The organism is Luteimonas campi, assembly GCF_051162505.1.
Classification (GTDB): Bacteria; Pseudomonadota; Gammaproteobacteria; order Xanthomonadales; family Xanthomonadaceae; genus Luteimonas.
On sequence record NZ_JBNWEM010000002.1, the window covers coordinates 965,394 to 985,452 of the forward strand.

Annotated in this window: 20 protein-coding genes; 8 read left to right on the plus strand and 12 right to left on the minus strand. The window is 71.2% G+C overall.

From position 1 onward, the window contains the following. Positions 1-134: 134 nt before the first annotated feature. From ACQYVW_RS09175 to ACQYVW_RS09185, 3 genes are all read right to left on the minus strand, one after another. Complete coding sequence (locus ACQYVW_RS09175; protein WP_434935797.1) at positions 135-590, minus strand: PA2169 family four-helix-bundle protein; 456 nt, start codon at positions 588-590, stop codon at positions 135-137. Positions 591-860: 270 nt separating this feature from the next. Continuing rightward, positions 861-1,088 (minus strand): DUF378 domain-containing protein, encoded by a 228-nt coding sequence (locus ACQYVW_RS09180; RefSeq protein WP_434946761.1) that lies wholly within the window; start codon positions 1,086-1,088, stop codon positions 861-863. 27 nt (positions 1,089-1,115) lie between these two features. Further along, the gene (locus tag ACQYVW_RS09185) at positions 1,116-1,661 is read right to left on the minus strand and encodes a fasciclin domain-containing protein (protein ID WP_434946762.1); all 546 of its coding nucleotides are present in this window, start codon (positions 1,659-1,661) and stop codon (positions 1,116-1,118) included. Positions 1,662-1,757: 96 nt separating this feature from the next. On the opposite strand from ACQYVW_RS09185, the gene ACQYVW_RS09190 reads away from it, so the two are divergent. After that, entirely contained in the window at positions 1,758-2,648 is an 891-nt protein-coding gene (locus ACQYVW_RS09190) for a MerR family transcriptional regulator (protein ID WP_434946764.1), read from the plus strand. A 114-nt stretch (positions 2,649-2,762) separates the two neighbouring features. Here the strand turns inward: ACQYVW_RS09190 and ACQYVW_RS09195 are convergent, their stop codons facing one another. From ACQYVW_RS09195 to ACQYVW_RS09215, 5 genes are all read right to left on the minus strand, one after another. Beyond that, positions 2,763-3,818 (minus strand): LysM peptidoglycan-binding domain-containing protein, encoded by a 1,056-nt coding sequence (locus tag ACQYVW_RS09195; protein ID WP_434946765.1) that lies wholly within the window; start codon positions 3,816-3,818, stop codon positions 2,763-2,765. An 83-nt stretch (positions 3,819-3,901) separates the two neighbouring features. Beyond that, complete coding sequence (locus ACQYVW_RS09200) at positions 3,902-4,294, minus strand: hypothetical protein (RefSeq protein WP_434935789.1); 393 nt, start codon at positions 4,292-4,294, stop codon at positions 3,902-3,904. A gap of 296 nt (positions 4,295-4,590) precedes the next feature. After that, entirely contained in the window at positions 4,591-6,486 is a 1,896-nt protein-coding gene (htpG, locus tag ACQYVW_RS09205) for a molecular chaperone HtpG (RefSeq protein WP_434946766.1), read from the minus strand. Between the two features lie 78 nt (positions 6,487-6,564). Then, positions 6,565-7,467: a hypothetical protein gene (locus ACQYVW_RS09210; protein WP_434946767.1), complete on the minus strand. Its 903-nt coding sequence runs from the start codon at positions 7,465-7,467 to the stop codon at positions 6,565-6,567. Beyond that, a complete protein-coding gene (locus ACQYVW_RS09215) occupies positions 7,468-7,959 on the minus strand; it encodes a hypothetical protein (protein WP_434935153.1) in 492 nt (163 codons plus the stop codon). Positions 7,960-8,033: 74 nt separating this feature from the next. Here ACQYVW_RS09215 and ACQYVW_RS09220 point away from each other — a divergent pair, with 74 nt between their 5' ends. Continuing rightward, on the plus strand, positions 8,034-8,579 hold the full coding sequence (locus ACQYVW_RS09220; protein ID WP_434946768.1) for a YdeI/OmpD-associated family protein: 546 nt from the start codon (positions 8,034-8,036) through the stop codon (positions 8,577-8,579). Between the two features lie 129 nt (positions 8,580-8,708). Next, a complete protein-coding gene (locus ACQYVW_RS09225; protein WP_434946769.1) occupies positions 8,709-9,278 on the plus strand; it encodes a TlpA family protein disulfide reductase in 570 nt (189 codons plus the stop codon). Between the two features lie 18 nt (positions 9,279-9,296). On the opposite strand, the gene ACQYVW_RS09230 is transcribed toward ACQYVW_RS09225, so the two are convergent. From ACQYVW_RS09230 to ACQYVW_RS09240, 3 genes are all read right to left on the minus strand, one after another. After that, positions 9,297-10,079, minus strand: a complete 783-nt coding sequence (locus ACQYVW_RS09230; RefSeq protein WP_434935158.1) for an oxygenase MpaB family protein — start codon at positions 10,077-10,079, stop codon at positions 9,297-9,299. Positions 10,080-10,204: 125 nt separating this feature from the next. Next, complete coding sequence (locus ACQYVW_RS09235; RefSeq protein WP_434935159.1) at positions 10,205-10,699, minus strand: lipocalin family protein; 495 nt, start codon at positions 10,697-10,699, stop codon at positions 10,205-10,207. Positions 10,700-10,784: 85 nt separating this feature from the next. Beyond that, positions 10,785-11,951, minus strand: coding sequence for a mechanosensitive ion channel family protein (locus ACQYVW_RS09240; protein WP_434935161.1), 1,167 nt, complete (start codon positions 11,949-11,951; stop codon positions 10,785-10,787). Between the two features lie 130 nt (positions 11,952-12,081). On the opposite strand from ACQYVW_RS09240, the gene ACQYVW_RS09245 reads away from it, so the two are divergent. Next, on the plus strand, positions 12,082-13,059 hold the full coding sequence (locus ACQYVW_RS09245) for a zinc-binding dehydrogenase (protein WP_434935163.1): 978 nt from the start codon (positions 12,082-12,084) through the stop codon (positions 13,057-13,059). Positions 13,060-13,103: 44 nt separating this feature from the next. Here ACQYVW_RS09245 and ACQYVW_RS09250 read toward each other — a convergent pair whose 3' ends face one another. After that, on the minus strand, positions 13,104-14,126 hold the full coding sequence (locus ACQYVW_RS09250; RefSeq protein ID WP_434935165.1) for a LysR family transcriptional regulator: 1,023 nt from the start codon (positions 14,124-14,126) through the stop codon (positions 13,104-13,106). Positions 14,127-14,253: 127 nt separating this feature from the next. Here ACQYVW_RS09250 and ACQYVW_RS09255 point away from each other — a divergent pair, with 127 nt between their 5' ends. From ACQYVW_RS09255 to ACQYVW_RS09270, 4 genes are all read left to right on the plus strand, one after another. Beyond that, positions 14,254-14,499 (plus strand): hypothetical protein, encoded by a 246-nt coding sequence (locus ACQYVW_RS09255; protein WP_434935167.1) that lies wholly within the window; start codon positions 14,254-14,256, stop codon positions 14,497-14,499. Further along, positions 14,496-15,356 (plus strand): SDR family oxidoreductase, encoded by an 861-nt coding sequence (locus tag ACQYVW_RS09260; protein ID WP_434935169.1) that lies wholly within the window; start codon positions 14,496-14,498, stop codon positions 15,354-15,356. Before ACQYVW_RS09255 ends, ACQYVW_RS09260 begins: the two co-directional genes overlap by 4 nt. Next, positions 15,343-16,530 carry an efflux RND transporter periplasmic adaptor subunit gene (locus ACQYVW_RS09265; RefSeq protein WP_434946770.1) on the plus strand — a complete coding sequence of 396 codons (1,188 nt, stop codon included), beginning with the start codon at positions 15,343-15,345 and terminating at the stop codon, positions 16,528-16,530. Before ACQYVW_RS09260 ends, ACQYVW_RS09265 begins: the two co-directional genes overlap by 14 nt. A gap of 300 nt (positions 16,531-16,830) precedes the next feature. Further along, positions 16,831-20,013, plus strand: a complete 3,183-nt coding sequence (locus ACQYVW_RS09270) for an efflux RND transporter permease subunit (RefSeq protein WP_434946771.1) — start codon at positions 16,831-16,833, stop codon at positions 20,011-20,013. Positions 20,014-20,059: the final 46 nt, after the last annotated feature.

Here is a 20,059-nt window from a genome sequence, read left to right on the forward strand (position 1 = left end):
GACGCTTAAGCAGACGACAACGGCTGTCGCGACGGCCGGCCAATGCAGAAGCTGCCCGGTATCGCACCGTGGCTGGACAAGGACAGGCCACGGCAACCGGGGCCTGTCGATGTCTTCGCGATCCGGGCCGACGATCAGCCAGCGTGCTTCAGCGCCAGCTTGCGGCTGCGCATGATGTCGTGGCACTCGATCACGCGCGGCATGTACTTCTGCGCGGCGGCCTTGGCCGCGGCCGGCGTGCCGCTGTCCTCGACGGTGTCCCTGAACGCGTCGAGCAGACGGTCCTCGAGTTCCTCCAGCTCGGCGACATAGGCGTAATCGGTATCGCCCATGGCGGCGCGCGCCTTGGCGTACACCTGTCGCATGGTGCCGACCATGGTGCCGTGATCGGCGGGATCGCCGCCCACCGCGGCCACGTCGGCGGTCAGGCCGCTCACGATCTCGCGCTTGTGACCGGCCATCGTCCGGAACAGGCTGGCCAGTTCCGGCTTGTCCACCTTGCCGGCTGCTTCGGTGTAGAACTCGCTGCCGTCGCGTGCGATCTCGATCAGGTCGTTGAGCGTGTGCTGGATCTTCTTGTCGGTACTCATCGCATAACTCCTTGGAAAAGTGCCGCCCACTTTCAGCGCAGGTCGATGAAGCCGACGTGGAACCTGAACCCGCGAGGGCCAGGCATTCACCCGGACGCCGCAGCCGGGGATGTGGCGCATGCCTGCGGCGAGCCTGCGACGCAGATACCCGGCCTGCATCGCGACCGTCCTGCCAGGTCGGGTGTCGTGCCGGCCCGCAGTCGGCGCTCCGTCGCGCAAAAAGAAGCCGCCGCCCGTCCAGGGGATCGGGCGGCGGCACGGGAGGACAGCTCAGCGATGCGCCTGTGCGCGGACTTCGTCGCTACCAGCGGCCTTCAGCAGGGGCATGATCTGCCACAGCGCCGACAGGCCGACCAGCGCGTAGACCACGCGCGCCATCGGCGCGGCCTGGCCACCGAAGATCGCGGCCACGAGGTCGAACTGCAGGGCGCCGACCAGGCCCCAGTTGATGCCGCCGACGATGACCAGCAGCAGGGTGATGAGGTTGAGTGCTTTCACGGGACTCTCCAGCGGTAGGGAATGGGCTCAGCCGCCCGGGATCAGGACCTTGTCGATGACGTGGATGACGCCGTTGGTGGCATTGACGTCGGCGGTCACCACGCGCGCGTCCTCGACCGTCACCCCGGTGCCGGCGGCGCTGATGTCGACGGTGGCGCCGTTGACGGTGGCAGCCTCGCTGAGCGTGGCGACGCGCGCGGCGGGATAGCGCCCAGGCACCACGTGATAGGTCAGCACGGCGACCAGCTGATCCTTGTTCTCGGGCTTGAGCAGGTTCTCGACCGTGCCGGTCGGCAGTGCGGCGAACGCGGCGTCGGTCGGCGCGAACACGGTGAACGGGCCGCTGCCCTTGAGGGTCTCCACCAGCCCAGCGGCCTGCAGGGCGGCGGCCAGGGTCTTGAACTGGCCGGCCGCGACGGCGGTATCGACGATGTCGGCCTGCGCCTTGGCCGCGGCGGCGGGCTTGGCGGTGCCGTCCCCGCCGGCGAACGCCAGCGGCGCGGCCAGGCCCAGCGACAGGGCCAGCAGCAGGGGACGGACGCGGGGGGAGCGGATGGCGGTGGACAGCTTCATGACGAACTCCGGATCGGGTGAGGGCGCCAGTCTCGATCCGCGTGCGTTAGCCGTCTGTACAAGCTGTACATGTACGAAGGTTGTACAATCCCCGGCATGTTCCCGGTCAAGGCAGCCGCCGAGCTGAGCGGCCTCACCCCAGAGACCCTGCGTGCCTGGGAGCGCCGGCATGTGGCGGTGGTGCCGCATCGCGACGCCAAGGGCCGGCGCCTGTACGACAGCGCGATGGTCGAACGTCTGGCCCGCCTGCACCGCCTGACCGGGCGTGGCCATCCGATCCGCGACCTGGCCGGGCTCGACGACGGGGCCCTGGACCGCCTGCTCGACGAGGGCCGCAGCGCCGGCTACGGCGCCGTGGAGGCGTTGCCCGGGCGCATGCTGGATGCGGTGGCCGAATACCGGGTGGACGAGTTCGACCGCGACCTGTCGGTGGCGATCGCCACGCTGCCGGTCTCGATCCTGGTCACGCGCGTGGTGATGCCGCTGCTGCGCGAGGTGGGCGTGCGCTGGGCGGACGGCCGCCTGGCCATTGCCCAGGAGCGGCTGGTGAGCAGCCTGCTGCGCGCGCGCCTGCTGTCGATCCTCAACCAGCACCCGCGCGAGGCGAGGCCGCGCATGCTGTTCGCCACCCTGCCCGGCGAGCCGCACGAGCTCGGCCTGCTGGGTGCCGCGCTGCTCGCGCACGAGGCCGGCGCGCCGGTGCTCTACCTGGGCACCGAATTGCCCGCGGCCGAACTCCTGCGCGTGGCCGAGCGGCTGGACGCTTCGGCCGTGGCGCTGAGTTCGATCGACCCCGGGCAGGCGCGCGCTGCCCTGGCCGAGCTGCGCCTGCTGCACGAGGGCCTGCCCGGCGACGTGCCGATCTGGCTGGGCGGCGCCAATGCGCGCTACCTCGCCGAAGCGCTGGATGCCGCGCGCGTGCAGGCAGTCAACGAGCCCGGCCTGCTGGCCGAGCGTGCGCAACGGCGTTCCCGGCGCGCGCGCTAGCCCGATCGCGCGCGCGGACCGCACGCGTTCCGCCCGGGCTGGCACGCAGGACCGAACCGGCCCGGCTGCGACGCGCTGGCGGAGCACGGGATGGCCCTGCGACGGCGTCGGCGGCTACTGCCCCAGCGACTCGCGCAGCGCCAGGTCCTCGGCCTGCAGTGCCGCGATCGCGTCGGCGCGTTCGTCGACGAAGCGCGCGGCCACGCCGGCCTGCACGTCGGCACGGCTGCCGCTGAAGTGCACGAGCGTGCCGTTGCCATCGACCCGGCCGCGTTCGGCATAGACCGCATCGATCACCGCGCGGTCGAAGCCGGGGTCCCAGTCCTGGATGCCGGCGGCGCGCACCTCGGCGATGGCGCCCGCGACGATGCCGCTGCGCGGCCCGTGCTGGACCGCGGTGGACCAGGCCACGTTCTGCAGCGCGCGCGAATGCTGCGACAGGTCCACGCCCGGCGTGGCGATGCCGCCGTCGACGCCGGCGATCGTGGTCCGCTCCTGCACGCGGGCGGCCTGCACCTCGTAATGGGTGCGCTCGATGTAGTCGTGCTGCGCCTGCTGGAAGGCCGCCGGTTCGCGCGCGGCGATCTCGCGCCAGGTCTGGCTGAAGGCTTCGGTGCCCGGGCGCTGGCCGGCGAACTCCGCCGCCCAGCGCGCGCCCTCCTCGGCCAGGAACTCCTGCGGCCGGCCGGCGTTGGTGGCGAGCTGGTAGCTGCCGTAGGACACGCCGCCGCGATCGCCGCGCCCCGTGGACACGGTGCCGGGGCCACGACCACTGGTTTCGTACTGTTCCGACAGCGACCCGGTCGCCGGCTTGTCTTGCGGCGGGGGCACGCTGAGGGTCTGGCCCGGCTGCACGGTTTCGGGATTGGCGATGTCGTTGGCCAGCGCCAGTTCGCGCACCGTGGTGCCGAAGGCGGTGGCCACGTCCTGGAGCGTCTGTCCGGGCTGCATCGTGTAGCAGACCGGGCCGGACAGCGCGATCGGCGTCTGCGTCGCGATCGCATCGGCGACCGCGCGCTGCGCGGCGGGATTGTCGAAAGCCAGGGCGTCGAATGCGTCCAGCGCGTCGGAGCGCGCCGTCGCGGTGTCGGTGCCGGACGCCTGCGCGTTGGCCTCCACCTCGCAGGTAAGGTCGTGCGTGTCGCTGCCGTCGACGCCGTTGCTGTCCATGCCGGTGTTCCGCCTGCGGGATCGCGCAGCAATAGCGCGGGCGGCGGCCTGGCGCATCTCGGGCGGACCCGAGGCCGGGTGGCTCAGTCGCGGTTCCAGCAGGCGGCAGGCAACGGCGGACAGCCGGTCAGCAGCCTGGCCGCCGCGGTCCTGCGGTAGCTGCCCGCCATGGCGGTGGCCATCGGGCAGTGCGCGAATGCGCCTTCCAGCGTGGCGACATCGCCGTCCAGGGTCAGCAGGAGTCGTGGCGCCTCCTGGAGGTCGGCCTCGTCGAGCCCGCCCGCCTCGCTATCGAACGGCAGCAGCCGCGCATCGATGCGGCCGCCGACCAGCGGCCCTTCGGCCACCGCGCGGCAGTCCGCGCCGGCGCCGGCGCCAGCGTCGGGATCGCCGACGCCATGGACCTCGATCCGGTACTCGCCCGACCGACCCGGCAGGACCACCACGCGCAGTTCCGAGCCTGGCGGCTGGGACATCGCATAGACGCCGTCGGGAACAGCGGCCCCGGGCGAGGTGCCGGCAGGCGGGTCCTGCGTGTGCGCCTGGCAGCCGGCAAGCGCGAGGACGCAGGCCAGTGCCAGTGCAGCGGATCGATGCGTGTGGAGGAACGGCATGTCGGCCTCGCGGGGCGGGAGCGCCGACGATAGCGCAGGCCCCCGCCCGGCGTGGCCCAGGGCGGGCGCATCGACGCTTCAGCCAGCCGGGTCGACTCTTCGTCGCCGGCGGGCGGGTCGCAGCGTCGTGCCCTGCAATCGACGCAGCGAGCGGCTGCTCAACCCGCCAGCAGCCGGTTCATCCTCTGCACGAACGCCGCGGGATCCGCCAGCGGCGCGCCCGAGGCCAGCTGCGCCTGCTCCAGCAGCAGATGGGCCAGGTCGGCGGCCCGGGCATCGTCGTGTTCGCCCAGCAGCCTGTGCGCCAGCGCGTGCTGCGGGTTGATCTCGAGGGTCGGCTTCTGCTCGGGCACGTCCTGGCCGGCTTCGCGCAGCAGGTGCGCCAGGTGCGGCGCCATCTCCCATTCCGACAGCGCCAGGCACGAGGGCGAATCGGTCAGCCGTGCCGATACGCGCACGTCCTCCACCTGCCCGTCCAGCAGCGACTTGACCCGCGCCAGCAGCGGCGCCGCCGCCTCGGCAGCCTCGGCCTGCCTGGCCTTCTCCGCGTCGTCCAGCGGCAGCTCGCCCTTGGCGATGTGCCTGAGCGGCTTGCCGTCGTATTCGCGCAGGTGGCCGAGCATCCACTCGTCGATGCGGTCGGACATCAGCAGCACCTCGATGTCCTTGGCGCGGAAACGCTCCAGCTGCGGGCTCCCGGCGGCGGCGCGGTAGCCGTCGGCGGTGACGTACCAGATCGCGTCCTGGCCCTCGACCATGCGTGCGACGTAGTCGTCCAGCGACACCGTGCGCGCTTCGCCCTCGCCATTGGTGGATGCGAACCGCAGCAGCTTCGCGATCCGCTCGCGGTTGCCGTGGTCCTCGACGATGCCCTCCTTGAGCGTGTTGCCGAAGGCCTTGAGGAAGGCGGCGAACTTCTCCGGCTCGTCGCGCGCCAGCTTCTCGATCAGGTCCAGCACGCGCTTCACGCAGGCGCCCCTGATGCGCTCGAGCTGGCGGTTGTGCTGCAGGATCTCGCGGCTGACGTTGAGCGGCAGGTCGTCGGCATCGACCACGCCGCGCACGAAGCGCAGGTAGTTGGGCAGCAGCTCCTCGGCGGCATCCATGATGAAGACGCGCTTGATGTACAGCTTCAGCCCCTTGCGCTCGTCGCGCCCGCCCATCATCAGGTCGATCGGCGGCTGCGAGGGGATGTAGAGCAGGGTGGTGAAGCTCTGGCTGCCCTCGACCCGGTTGTGCGACCAGGCCGCGGCATCGTTGAAGTCGTGGCCCAGCGATTTGTAGAAGTGCTGGTATTCCTCGTCGCTGATCTCCGACTTCGGGCGGGTCCACAGCGCGGAGGCGTCGTTGGCCGTTTCCCATTCCGGCGCGGCCTCGGCCTTGGCCTCTTCCTCGTCGCCTGCGGAAACAGCGTCCTTCGGCATGCGGATCGGGAAGGCGACGTGGTCGGAGTACTTGCGCACCAGCGCGCGCAGCTTCCAGCCGTCGAGGAACTCGTCCTCGCCGTCCTTCAGGTGCAGGACGACGGTGGTGCCGCGCTCCTCGAGCGGGACCGGTTCGAGCGTGTACTCGCCGCGGCCGTCGCTTTCCCAGCGCACGCCCGCCTCGGCCGGCTCGCCGGCGCGGCGGGTCAGCACGGTGACGCGGTCGGCCACCACGAAGGCCGAATAGAAGCCCACGCCGAACTGTCCGATCAGGCGCGCGTCCGCCTTCTGCTCGCTGCCCAGCGCCTCCAGGAAGCGGCGCGTACCGGAGCTGGCGATGCTGCCGATGTTCGCCACCACTTCGTCGCGGCTCATGCCGATGCCGGTGTCGCGGATGGTGATCGTGCGCGCGTCCTTGTCCCAGCTCACGTCGATGCGCAGCTCGGACTCGCCGGCCAGCAGTCCGGGCGTGGCGATGGACTCGAAGCGCAGCTTGTCGCAGGCGTCGGAGGCGTTGGAGATCAGCTCGCGCAGGAAGATCTCCTTGTGCGAGTACAGCGAATGCGTGACCAGGTGCAGCACCTGGGCGACTTCGGCTTCGAACTTGCGGGTCTCGGTGTTCGCGGTCATGGGCGGATTCCGTGCGGGGACTGTCCAGCGGCCGGATATGCGTTCGCCCGCGGCCATTTCAAGCGCGGCGCAAGCGGCTCAAGGCGCAGCGGCCGCGGCCTGGTCCACCCCGGGCGTGAACCAGAACGGGATCAGGTACTCGCGCCGGCGCAGCGTGCCGCGTTCGCCGCCCTCCGCGTTCCACTCCAGGCGCAGCCGATGCAGGCCGGGGCGCAGGCCGGAGACTTCGATGTAGCCGAGCAGGCCGCGCATGCCGAGGTCGCGGCGTTCGGCGACGACGAACGCGTCCAACGGCACCGGCGCGCCGTCCAGCGTCACCGTCCACATGGCCGCGAGGCAGGCGTGGCCGGCGCTGGCCGCCTCGCTGCCGCGCGCCTCGTTGTGGCCGCCGCGCAGCCCGCCGCAGCGTTCGCGGGCCAGCGGGATGTCGCGCTGCGGGCGGTGCGGGATGAACAGCCGCAGGTGGGTGTCGGACACGCGGTCGGACGGGATCATCGGATAGAACGCCATCCGGTCGCCCTCGCCGCGCAGCGACTCGTAATGCGCGCCGAGCATGCCGTGGTCCACCGCCTCGGTGGTCAGCACCTCGTAGCTGTCGAACAGCGCCAGCCGCGCGGAGTCCAGGATCAGCACCAGGCTCGAGGTCATGGCCAGGACGAACACGGCGATGTGGACCGCCATGAACCCGCGGCCGGGCAGGTTGCTCTGCAGGGTGAACTGCACGGCCGAGATCAGGCGCTGCGGGAAGATCCAGCCCAGCAGGCGCAGCAGGCGCTCGGTCAGGCGGCGCAGCCGGTCGGCTGGCCTGCCCGCGGCTTCGCGTCGGGCGATGATGCGGTCGAGCAGCACCGGCATCATGCCAACCGCGAGGAAGAGCGCGTATCCCACGCCGATGGCGATGAAGGTCGCACGCTCGCGATCCTCGAACAGGCTGCCGACCAGGCCGCACAGCAGCAGCCCCAGGCCGGCCTGCAGGCCCACCTAGAGCAGCAGCAGCGCGACCAGCGTGGTCATCGCGAACAGGATCGAGGCCGCGCGGTCGACGCGGTCGATGGTTGCGCCGAGGTCGCCGACCTGGCGCTGGTACCAGGGCCGGCTCACGCTGCCGATCAGCGGGACCTTTTCCCAGCGGATCCCCTCGGGAAAGGTCGACTTCAGGCCGATCAGGCCGATCCAGTAGGCGCGGATGGCGAGGTGCGCCAGGAAGGCCACGCCCAGCGCGTAACCCAGCCCCACGCCGATCTGGAAACCGAAGCGGAGCGCAAGGTCGAGCGCGCCGTCGACATGGATGCTGGCGCGCACCCAGGCGTCGAACACGCGCCCGGGCAGGGTGAGCAGGGCGAAGGCGAACAGGCCCGAGACCAGCAGTTCCAGCTCGTCGGTCCGCTCGCGCAGGCGCTCGAAGGCGACGCGGCTGGGCTGTGCCGCTGCGCCCTCCTGCGCCGCGGGCGTGGATGCGTCCGGTTGGTCCATCGCTCTCCCCCCTGGGTCGGCGCAGTCTAGCGGCGGTCCGCCAGGCATGCAGTCGCAGCTGCTAGGCTGCGGCCATGGCCAGCCCCTCCCTCCTCCGCTGCAAGGCGCGCCTGCGCCGGCCCGCCGCGCCGGCTGGCGCGGACTGGAGTTTCCTCGTGCTGCCCGCCGCGACCAGCGCGCGCCTGCCGTCGCGCGGCATGGTGAGCGTGGAAGGACGCTTCGCCGGCCAGCCCTTTCAGGCCACGCTGTCGCCGGACGGACAGGGCGGCCACTGGCTGCGGGTCGAGGCCGCCCTGCGCGAAGCGGCGGGCGTGGCGGTGGGCGACACGGTGGCGCTCGCGTTCGCACCGATGGCGGAGGAACCCGAGCCGGCGGTGCCGCCGGATCTGGCGGCGGCGCTGAAGGCGCATCCCGCCGCGCGCGTCACCTGGGACGACATCACCGCGGTCGCGCGCCGCGACTGGATCCACTGGATCGGCTCGGGCAAGCGCGCCGACACCCGGGTCAAGCGCATCGCCACCGCCTGCGACATGCTCGCCTCCGGGAAGCGGCGCGCCTGCTGCTTCGACCGCTCCGGCATGTACAGCAAGGCGATGTCGGCGCCCGAGGCGGCCGAGTAGGCAGGCCGGGCCTGGTGTTCGCGCAGGGCGCCGACGGCCCGCAGCGCGACGGGACCGCCCACCTGCCTTGACGTCCCGGCGGCGCCGCAGGATCGTGGACCGGCGCGGGATGCGCAGGGGAGCACGGAGATGGGAACGTACCGGAGGATCCGCCAGGCGGCCGTCCTGCTGGCGCTGTGCCTTGCCGGCCTGGCCCAGGCCCAACCCGCCGTCGGCGAGCGGCCGCCGGTCGACCTGATCGGCACCACGCCCGAGGGCGAACGGATCCACGTGTCCGAACATCGCGGCAAGGTGCTGGTGGTGAGCTTCTGGGCGTCGTGGTGCGGCTACTGCCGCAAGCAGTTCGCCCTGCTCGACCATGTCCAGCAAGCCGTGGGCGCGGAGCGCCTGCGCGTGGTGGTGGTCAACTTCAAGGAGTCCGCGGCCGATTACCGGCGCGTCCGTCGCACGCTGCGCACCTCGCCGGTCACCTGGACGCACGACCGGGACGGTGCGCTGTCGGAGGCGTTCGGCGTCGACAGCGTTCCGCACATGTTCGTGTTCGACAAGGCCGGCGAACTGGCCGCGGTACGGCGCGGATACTCCGAAGAAGGGTCCGCCGAAACGATCGCGCTGCTCAACGAACTGCTGGCGGAGCCGGCGCCGACGCACCAGGACACTGCCGGAGGGGGAGCAGGCGCGGTGGCCGACGACAGCTGACGCGGCGCCTGCGCGGGTTCACACGCCCTTGCGCAACTGGCCCAGGTAGTACGCCGCCGGCCACTGCCGCAGCTTGCGCGGCAGCGACCAGTACAGTCGTGGCGCCCAGCGGCGGAAGCGGCGCCAGCGCCGTTCGTCGCGCGCGCTCCAGTCGAACCCGAACAGCGCACGCAGCCGCGCCGGCAGCAGCCCGCGGGTGACGAAACGTTGCAGCGGCATCGCGGGCCGCAGGTACCACGGTGCGCTGCGCGCATCCAGCACGGCATGCATGTAGGCGCGCACCGGCGCGTCTACCGCCAGGCGCTGCCGCAGCTGCGCGTCCCACCAGCGGTCGAACGCCGCCGCGTCGGGTGGCCATTGCTCGTCGCGCACCTGCAGCGTGCGTCCGAAGGCCCAGGCTTCGCGGTAGAGGGCCTCGCGATCCTCCGGCGCGACCGGCCCGGCGAACAGCGCGTGCACGTCCAGCGCGCCGCGGTACAGCGTTGCGGCCACCCACAGCTGCAGGTCGTGGTCGAACGCGCTGTACCCCTCGCCATGCACGGGCCGATGCGCACGGTTGACGTGGTCGGCGATGCGCGCGCGATCGGCGTCCGTGCCCAGCGTCACCGCATACACATAGCCCATCGTGGCGCGCAGGCGATCGAGCGGACGCTGCAGGGTCTGGCTGTGCTCGGCCACGCCCCAGCCCACGCCGGGCATGGCCATCTGCCAGGCTACCGTGGCGCCGGCGCCGAAGTAGATGTAGGCCTCGCGATTGATGTCGGCCAGCGAACGCGCCCGCCGACGGTGGGATGTCTGCATGCGGGGAGACTGGCGGGATGCGGGTGAGTGCTGCTTGAATCCGGTGCCGGGGGGCGCGCATCCCGCGCGTCTTGAGCGCGGGATCTTCCGCGAACCAGCACGGCGACCGCACTGCCGCCGGGCGATCAGGCCGTCGGCTGCCCCGTGTGCGGCGTCCGGATCAGCGGTTCGAGATCGAATCCCTGCTGGCGTGCCACGGCGCAGTAGTGGTTGCGCGTCACCTCGTCCAGGGCGGGTTCGCGCGACAGCAACCACAGGTACTTGCGGTCGGGGCTGCCGACCAGCGCGACCGTATAGGCGGGATCGAGCGCGATGATCCAGTAGTCGCCCTTGGTGAAGGGAATCCAGCGCAGGCCTTCGGGCAGGAAGCTCACCTCGAGCTTGCTTCCGGTGTCGTCGACGGCCGTGGCGCGGCCAACCGATTCCTCCATCTCGCCGTTGCGGCGCATGCGGTTGCGCACCTCCACCGAACCGTCGGCTTCCAGCGTATAGGTCGCCGAGATGTCGGTGCCGTCCTCCGGCTCGTGGCGCATGGGCAGGCGCGCGATCTCGTACCAGGTACCCATGTAGCGGGAGATGTCGACCTGGGGCACGGTGCGCAGTTCTGGATGATTGGACATGGCAGTCGATCGGGAAAGGAAGATGCAGATATAGGGCGCGCGCGGTGAAGCATGCGTCGCGCGGCGTGGGGTGGTCGTGGCCGATTCAGCTGGCCGCTGGTGGCGCCTGAGGCTCGGCTGCGGCGAGGTCGCCCAGGCCATCCTCCGCGCCGGGCGAGGTGGTGTCGGCCGTCTCCGGCCCGGCCGACGCCGCGACCTGGGGCGCGGCGTGATCCTCGCGCGACAGATCCGCACGCAGCCGCGGCAGGGCCTGCGGATGGCAGCGGTTGAGATAGTCGATCATGCGCTCGCGCACCACGCAGCGCAGGTCGAACAGGTCGCCCGAGTTGCGCGCGCTCACCAGCAGGCGCACCTGGATCGTGTGCTCGGCGGTCTCGGTGACCTGGGCGATGCATACGCGCCCGTCCCATCGCGGATCCTCTTCGCAGATCCGCTGCAGCTGGGCGCGCACGTCCGCCATCGGCGTGCGGTAGTCCAGCCACAGGAAAGCGGTGCCGAGCAGCTGCGCGCTGGTGCGCGTCCAGTTCTGGAACGGGTTCTCGATGAACCACTGCAGCGGCACCACCAGCCTTCGCTCGTCCCAGACGCGCACCACCACATAGGTGCTGGTGATCTCCTCGATGCGGCCCCACTCGCCTTCCACGATCACCACGTCGTCGAGCCGGATCGGCTGCGCCAGCGCGATCTGCAGGCCGGCGATGAGGTTGCCGAACACCGGCTTGGCGGCGATACCGGCGACCAGGCCGATGATGCCGGCCGACGCCAGCAGGGTGGCGCCGATCTGGCGGATCGCGGGGAAGGTCATCAGCGCCAGCGCCACGCCGACCAGGATGATCGCGCCCTGGGCCACGCGCGCGATCACCCGCGTCTGGGTCTGGATGCGGCGTGCGGCGAGGTTGTCCTCGATGTCGACCGGGTGCTCGCGCAGGATGCGCGCCTGCAGCGCTTCGACCACGCGCACCGCCAGCCACACCATGCACAGCAGAACGCCGATGCCGAGCCAGTGCTGCAACCGGGCGACGGTGTCCGCCGGCAGCGGGGTGGCGCGGGCCGCGATCGCCAGGAACAGCAGGGGCAGGGCGAGGGCGGCGGGGATGGCGATCACCCGCACTACGCGCGCGAAGGTGTGTGTTTCCGCGTGCGCGCCGGCGCGGCGCGCGATCGCGAGCAGTGCGGTGCGCAGCAGCAGGCCCAGCAGCAGTGCCACCAGCAGCGGCCACGCGACGGCGATGGCCTGCTGCCAGTCGGGCATTGCCAAGGATTCCTGTCACGGGAAGGGAGAGGCTCGCACGCGGCATGTGCACGGGCCGTCGATCCCTGCGCATTCGCGCGTGACGCAGATTGCGCTAGCGTGGCGTCGACTTCCAACGAGGGTTTCGGTCATGCGCAGCGCGATCCATCATCGTTTCGGCGAGCCGGCCGAGGTTCTGGCCGCAGGCGACAGCGCGGTGCCGCAACCGGGCCCAGGCGAAGTGCGCGTGCGCATGCGGCTGGCGCCGATCCACAACCACGACCTGTTCACCGTGCGCGGCCAGTACGGCTGGAAGCCGGAGCTGCCGGCGATCGGTGGCAGCGAGGGCTTCGGCGTGGTCGATGCGCTGGGCGACGGCGTCGCGGGCATCGCGATCGGGCAGCGCGTGACCGCTGCGTCCGGTCGCGGCACCTGGGCCGAGTACTTCGTCGCCGATGCGCGCATGCTGGTGCCGGTGCCCGACGCCGTGCCGGACGAACTCGCCGCGCAGCTGGTGGCGATGCCGCTGAGCGCGCTGATGCTGCTCGAATCGCTGGACGTCCAGCCCGGGCAATGGATCGTGCAGAACGCGGCCAATGGGGCGGTCGGCAAGACCCTGGCGATGCTGGCGGCCGCGCGCGGCGTGCGCGTGCTCAGCCTGGTCCGTCGCGAGGCCGGCGTGGCGGAAATGGCGGAGCTGGGCGTGGACGACGTGCTGTGCACGCAGGCCGATGGCTGGCGCGAGGCGGCGCGCGCGCTGCTGGGAGCCGACCGCGCGCGCGCGGCCGTGGATTCGGTCGGCGGTCAGGCCAGCGCCGAGCTGTGCGCGCTGCTCGGCGACGGCGGCGTACTGGTTTCGTTCGGTGCGATGGGGGGCGAGGCCATGCAGGTGCCGCCGGGCGACGTGATCTTCCGGCAGGTGACGGTGCGGGGCTTCTGGGGCAGCAAGGCCAGCCGCGAGATGCCGGCCGATCGCAAGCGCGCGCTGTTCGCCGAACTTATCCAGCGCGCGATCGAGGGTCAGCTGCGCCTGCCGGTGGATGCGATCTACGATCTCGACCGCATCGCCGAGGCCGCGACCGCCAGCCTGCGGCCCGGGCGCGGCGGCAAGGTACTGCTGCGCGGCTGACCGCGGCGCCGGCGCCCTGCGGGACGCCGGCACGCCCGGGTGCGCTACGCCGCCACCGTCTCCAGGATGCGCTTGCCGGCGGCGATGTCTTCGGCCTCCTGCGCGGCCGCCTGGCTGCGGCCGCCGTCGCAGCGTTCCGCCATCAGCGGGCAATGCTGCGACATGTAGTCGATCTCCAGGTTCAGGCGCTCGAGCAGGAAGTCGATGAAGGCCCGTACCTTCGGCGACTGCCCGTGGCCGCGCGGGAATACCGCGTTGAACTCGTACTCCGGACCGGTCCAGCCGGCGAGCACGCGCTTGACCACGCCCTTCTCCACCGCCGCCTTCACCATCACGTCGGCGCCGATCACCAGGCCTTCACCGCACAGCAGGGCGCCCTTGAGCGCGGCGGGGTCGTTGACCACCAGGATCGGATTGATCGGGAACTGCTGCGCGCCGCTGCCATCGTCCAGCGACCAGGCGTAGCCGCCGCCGTGGCGATGCTTGTGCATGGCCAGGGTGCGGTGGTACTGCAGTTCGTTGGGGTGCAGCGGTTCGCCATGGCGTTCGAGGTAGGCGCTGCCGGCGAAGATCTGCGTGCGCAGCGTGCCGAGCCTGCGTGCGACCAGGCTCGAATCGGGCAGCGGGCCAAGCCGCAGCGCCACGTCGATCTCGCCGGCGATCAGGTCGACCGGATCGTTGGACAGCATCATCTCCACGCGCACCTCGGGATGACGCATGTGGAACTCGCCCAGCAGCGGCGCGATCTTGTCGATGCCGATCGAGTAGGGCGCGGTGAACCGCAGCCACCCGCGCGGACCGGCCTGCAACTGGCCAACTGCGCTCTCGGCCTCGCTCAGGTCGCGCGCGATGCGCTGCGAGTGTTCGAAGTACACGTTGCCGGCCTCGGTGAGGCCGAGCTTGCGCGTGGTGCGATGGAGCAACTGCGCACCCAGGCGCGATTCGAGTTCCTGCACCTTGCGGCTGACCGTTGTCTTGGGGAGACGCAGCGACTTCGCCGCGCCAACGAAACTTCCGTGCTCGACCACCTTGACGAAGATCAGGGTGTCGTTGAGATCGTGCGTCATGCCCGACTCCTTGGGTATGGGTGAGTGATTGGCCCGCCTGCTGGACAATTATTCCCTCAATTGGGGACTAATCAAGTGCGGATTGCGGGCGCAGGATGTGCGCCATCCCCACTGATGGATCGCCGTCATGCGCGCCTCGCCGCGTCGCCACCTGTCCCACGCCAGCCTCGTGATGCTGCTGGCCGTAGACCTGCTCGCCCTGAGTTCTCTTCTTATAGATCAATGGCTTGAGTTGGGTCGCGGCTGGAGCTGGACGCTGGGCGTGGCGCTGACCCTGGCCCTGCTGCCGGCCCTGCTGAAGCTGGTCGACCGGGTGTTCCAGGCGGCCCGCGAAGCCCGGAATATCCCGGTCGCGGGAGGAACTTTCCCGTGAATGGGATAATCGATTCCGGGACAATCCGGCGTGGCCTGGTCGTGCTGGGCGCCGGCGGCCCGGTCGGACTGGGCGTGGTCGAGGCCGCGGTCGAGGCCGGGCACGGCGTGGTCGCCGTCGGCATGGACGAGGACGCGCGCCGCGCGCTGATCGACCGTCTGCCGCAGGCGCGGATCCGGGCCGTGCCGGGTTCGATCGCCAGCGATGCCGACGCGGCGGCGCTGGCCGCGCTGCTGCGCGACAGCGGCATGACCATCGACGGCGTGGTGGCCAGCCTCACCGGCGCGCATCCCTGCGGGCGCCTGATCGACGAGCCAGCCGAGGTGCTGCAGCGCACGCTCGATCAGGACCTGCTGCCGCACCTGTTCGCGGCGCGGCACCTGCTGCCGCTGCTGGCGGATGACGGTGCCGGCTACGTGCTGGTCGGCGGACCCGGCGGGCGTTATCCCTGGGCCGGCTACGGACACTGTTCGATCGCCGCGGCGGCACTGCGGATGATGGCGCGGGTCCTGCACGACGAGGCGGGCCGCCAAGGCCAGCGCGTGCAGCTGCTGTCGATGGACGCACCGCTCGGCGACGCGGTCGCCGCGCTGGCGCTGGGCCGGCGCGCGCTGGCCATGCTTGCCGCTGCCCGGCACGCCTGTCCGGCGCCCATCCTCGACTACGCCGGTGCCATGACCTCCGGGGTCATCGCCATCGATCCCCCTGCCGGCGCATCGTCGGCCATCCGACGCGGCCGCCGCGCCGCTCCCGCCAGCGAGGTGCTGCCCGCGCGCGACCTGCGCGCGGCGCGCGCCCTGCTCGATGCCATCGCCTTTCCCACTTCTCCAGGACACCCCCACGATGAACGCTGCTGATCGCCAGATTCCCTTCCGCCGCGGCCTGCGCCTGGTGCCGCTACTGCTCGCGGCCGCGCTCGCGGTCGCCTGCAGCAGCAACGCCTCGCCCGGCGATGCCGCGCCGCCCGCGCCCGAGGTCAGCGTGGCCGAGGTCGTGACCCGTCCCGTGCAGCAGTGGGACGCCTTCAGCGGGCGCGTGAGCGCGGTCGAGACCGTCGAGCTGCGTCCGCGCGTGAGCGGCTACGTGCAGCGCGTGGCCTATGAGGAAGGCCAGCTGCTGAAGAAGGGCGACCTGCTGTTCGAGATCGACCCGCGCCCCTACCGCGCCGCGCTCGACCGCGCCCAGGCCGAGCTGGAACGCGCGCGCAGCGAGGCCAAGCTGGCCGGCGCGCAGAACGTGCGCGCGCAGGCGCTGGTCGAGGCCCGCGCGATCTCGCGCGAGGAGTTCGAGACCCGCAATGCCGCCACCGCGCAGGGCAACGCCGCGGTACGCGCGGCCGAGGCCGCCGTGGCCGCGGCGCGGCTGGACCTGCAGTTCACCCAGGTGCGCTCGCCGATCGACGGCCGCGCCGGACGCGCGATGGTGACCGTGGGCAACCTCGCCCAGGCCGATGCCACCGTGCTCACCACCGTGGTCTCGCAGGATCCGGTGCACGTGTACTTCGAGGCCGACGAGCAGACCTGGTTGCGCTACAGCCGCGCCGCCGGCGAGGGCGAGCGCGCCGGCGACGACCGCGCGGTGCGCGTGGGCCTGGCCGGCGAGGAGGGCTGGCCGCACGCCGGGACCGTCGACTTCGTCGACAACCGGGTCGATCCAGCCACCGGCACGATCCGCGCGCGCGCGGTGCTGCGCAATCCGGACGGTCTGTTCACCCCGGGCCTGTTCGCACGCGTGCAGCTCGAGGGCGGGGCTGCGTTCGATGCCCTGCTGGTCGACGACAAGGCGGTGCTGACCGACCAGGACCGCAAGTACGTCTACGTGCTGGGCGAAGGCGATACCGCACAGCGTCGCGACGTGGTGCTGGGCCGGGTGGTCGACGGGCTGCGCGTGGTGCAGTCCGGGCTGGAGCCCGGCGACAAGGTGATCGTCAACGGCGTGCAGAAGGTCTTCATGCCCGGCCTGCCGGTCGCGCCGACGCAGGTGGGGATGGAGCCGCCTGCTGCCGCCGAGCGGGTGGCGCGCGTGCCCTAGTGCGCGCGCCGCTGCCGGCTCTCACACGCAAGGCCGGAGCTGGAGCGCGCTCGCGCCGGCGAGTCGCCCCTCCCTTCCAGGTCTGTCTTCTCCGCCCGCGCCACGCAAGGAGACAGCCCAAGCACTAACCGCCGCGAGCGTTGCGCACGCGGCGATCCGTTCCCCCGGGCCGCTCCCCTCGGCCCTTCCGGCTGGCGGTCTTCCCGTTCCCTCCCCTCGCGGGAAGGCCGCCGGACCGGACTCTATCTCCAGGCCGCGCTTGCGCGGCAGCCGCGGCCGTTGCCGCAAGGACCCACCGCCATGGACTTCTCCCGCTTCTTCATCGACCGCCCGATCTTCGCCGCCGTGCTGTCGATCGTGATCTTCGCAGCCGGCCTGATCTCGATTCCCCTGCTGCCGATTGGCGAATACCCCGAGGTGGTGCCGCCCTCGGTGGTGGTGCGCACCGTCTATCCCGGCGCCAATCCCAAGGTGATCGCCGAAACCGTCGCCACGCCACTGGAGGAGGCGATCACCGGCGTCGAGGACATGATGTACTTCAAGTCCGTCGCCGGCTCCGATGGCGTGCTGCAGCTCACGGTGACCTTCAAGCCGGGCACCGATCCCGACGAGGCCACGGTCAAGGTGCAGAACCGCGTCTCCCAGGCGCTGGCGCGCCTGCCCGAGGACGTGCGCCGCCAGGGCGTGACCACGCAGAAGCAGTCGCCGGTGTTCCTGATGGTGGTGCACCTGACCTCCGAGGACGGACGCTACGACTCGCTGTACCTGCGCAATTACATGCGCCTGCACGTGCGCGACGAGCTCTCGCGCATCGACGGGGTGGGCGACGCCCAGCTGTTCGGCGGCGGCGACTATGCGATGCGGCTGTGGCTGGATCCGGACAAGATCGCCGCGCGCGGCCTCACCGCCGGCGACGTGCTGCGCGCGGTGCGCGAGCAGAACGTGCAGGTCTCGGCCGGCCAGCTCGGCGCCGAGCCGATCGCCAACGGCAGCGATTTCCTGCTGCCGATCAATGCGCGCGGGCGCCTGGAGAGCGTGGAGGAGTTCGGCGACATCGTGCTCGAGGCCGGCGCCGGCGGCGAGATCGTGCGCCTGCGCGACGTGGCCCGGATCGAGCTGGCCGCCGGCGACTACACCCTGCGCGCGCGCCTGGACGGCAAGAACGCGGCCGCCATCGGCATCTTCCAGGCGCCCGGCGCCAATGCACTGCAGATCCGCGACGCGGTGGTGGCCAGGATGGACGAACTGCGCCCGGCGCTGCCGCCGGGCGTGGAGATCCAGTCGGTCTACGACACGACGGTGTTCGTGCGCGACTCGATCAAGTCGGTGATCACCACCCTGCTCGAAGCCACGCTGCTGGTGGTGCTGGTGGTGATCCTGTTCCTGCAGACCTGGCGCGCCTCGATCATCCCGCTGCTGGCGGTGCCGGTGTCGGTGGTCGGTACCTTCGCGGTGCTGTACCTGCTGGGCTATTCGATCAACACCCTGACCCTGTTCGGCCTGGTGCTGGCGATCGGCATCGTGGTGGACGACGCGATCGTGGTGGTGGAAAACGTCGAGCGCCACATCGAGGCCGGTGCAACCCCGCTCGAAGCCGCGCACCTGGCGATGAAGGAAGTGTCCGGGCCGATCATCGCCATCGCGCTGGTGCTGTGCGCGGTGTTCGTGCCGATGGCCTTCCTGGACGGCGTGACCGGCCAGTTCTACAAGCAGTTCGCGGTGACCATCGCGATCTCCACCGTGATCTCGGCGATCAACTCCCTGACCCTGTCGCCGGCGCTCGCGGCCAAGCTGCTCAGGCCGCACGACGCGCAGAAGGATGCGCCCACGCGGATCATCGACCGGCTGTTCGGCTGGATCTTCCGGCCCTTCAACCGCTTCTTCAGCCGCAGTTCGCAGCGTTACGAAGGCTCGGTGTCGCGTGCGCTCGGCCGACGCGGCGCGGTGTTCGTGGTCTACCTGGTGCTGCTGGCCGGCGCGGCGCTGATGTTCAAGGTGGTGCCGGCGGGCTTCATCCCGGTCCAGGACAAGCTGTACCTGATCGCGGGCGTGAAGATGCCGGAGGGCGCCTCGATCGAGCGCACCGATGCGGTGATGAAGAAGATGGCGGCGCTGGCCATGGAGGTCGAGGGCGTCGAGAGCGAGGTCGCGTTCCCGGGCCTGAACCCGCTGCAGTTCACCAATACGCCCAACAACGGCGTGGTGTTCTTCACCCTGGCGCCGTTCTCCGAGCGCTCGCGCAGTGCCGAAGAGATCAATGCCGAACTCAATGCGAAGTTCGCCACGATCCAGGAAGGCTTCACCTTCTCCATCATGCCGCCGCCGATCCAGGGCCTGGGCAACGGGTCGGGCTGGTCGCTGTTCGTCGAGGACCGTGCCCGGCTGGGCTACGGCGCGCTGCAGGGTGCGGTGCAGGCCTTCCAGGGCGCGGCGGCGCAGACGCCGGGGCTGGGCTTCCCGATCACCAGCTACCAGGCCAACGTGCCGCAGCTCGATGCGGTGGTCGACCGGGTCAAGGCCAAGGCCCAGGGCGTGCCGCTGACCGAACTGTTCGAGACCCTGCAGACCTACCTGGGATCGGCCTACGTCAACGACTTCAACATGTTCGGCCGCACCTGGCAGGTCATCGCCCAGGCCGACGGCGGGTTCCGCGACCAGGTCGAGGACATCGCCAACCTGCGCACCCGCAATGCGGCCGGCGACATGGTGCCGATCGGCGCGATGGTCGACATCCGCCAGACCTACGGGCCCGACCCGGTGATCCGCTTCAACGGCTACCCGGCCGCCGACCTGCTGGGCGAGGCCGACCCGCGCGTGCTGTCCTCGGGCGAGGCCATGGCCACCGTCACCGATCTGGCGCGGCAGGCGCTGCCCGCCGGCATGGACATCGACTGGAGCGACCTGAGCTACCAGCAGGCCAGCCAGGGCAGCGCGGCGCTGGTGATCTTCCCGCTGGCGGTGCTGCTGGCCTTCCTGGTGCTGGCCGCGCTGTACGAGAGCTGGACCCTGCCGCTGGCGGTGATCCTGATCGTGCCGATGACGATGCTGTCCGCACTGGCGGGCGCGTGGCTGGCCGGTGGCGACAACAACGTGTTCGTGCAGGTCGGCCTGGTGGTGCTGATGGGGCTGGCGTGCAAGAACGCGATCCTGATCGTCGAGTTCGCGCGCGAGCTGGAAATGCAGGGCAAGAGCATCGTCGAATCGGCGCTCGAAGCCTGCCGGCTGCGGCTGCGTCCGATCGTCATGACCTCGGTGGCCTTCATCGCCGGCACCGTGCCGCTGGTGCTGTCGAGCGGCGCGGGCGCGGAGGTGCGGTCGATCACCGGCATCACCGTGTTCGCCGGCATGCTGGGCGTGACCCTCTTCGGCCTGTTCCTCACCCCGGTGTTCTACGTGGCGCTGCGCAAGCTCGCCAACCGGCCGCTGGTCTCGCATGCGCCGACGCATGCGGCGGTGCCGGCCCGCGCCCGGATCGATGCATGAGCCCGTGACCTGGCGTGCCGGCGCCGTCCGTCGCGTCGCGGTTCCC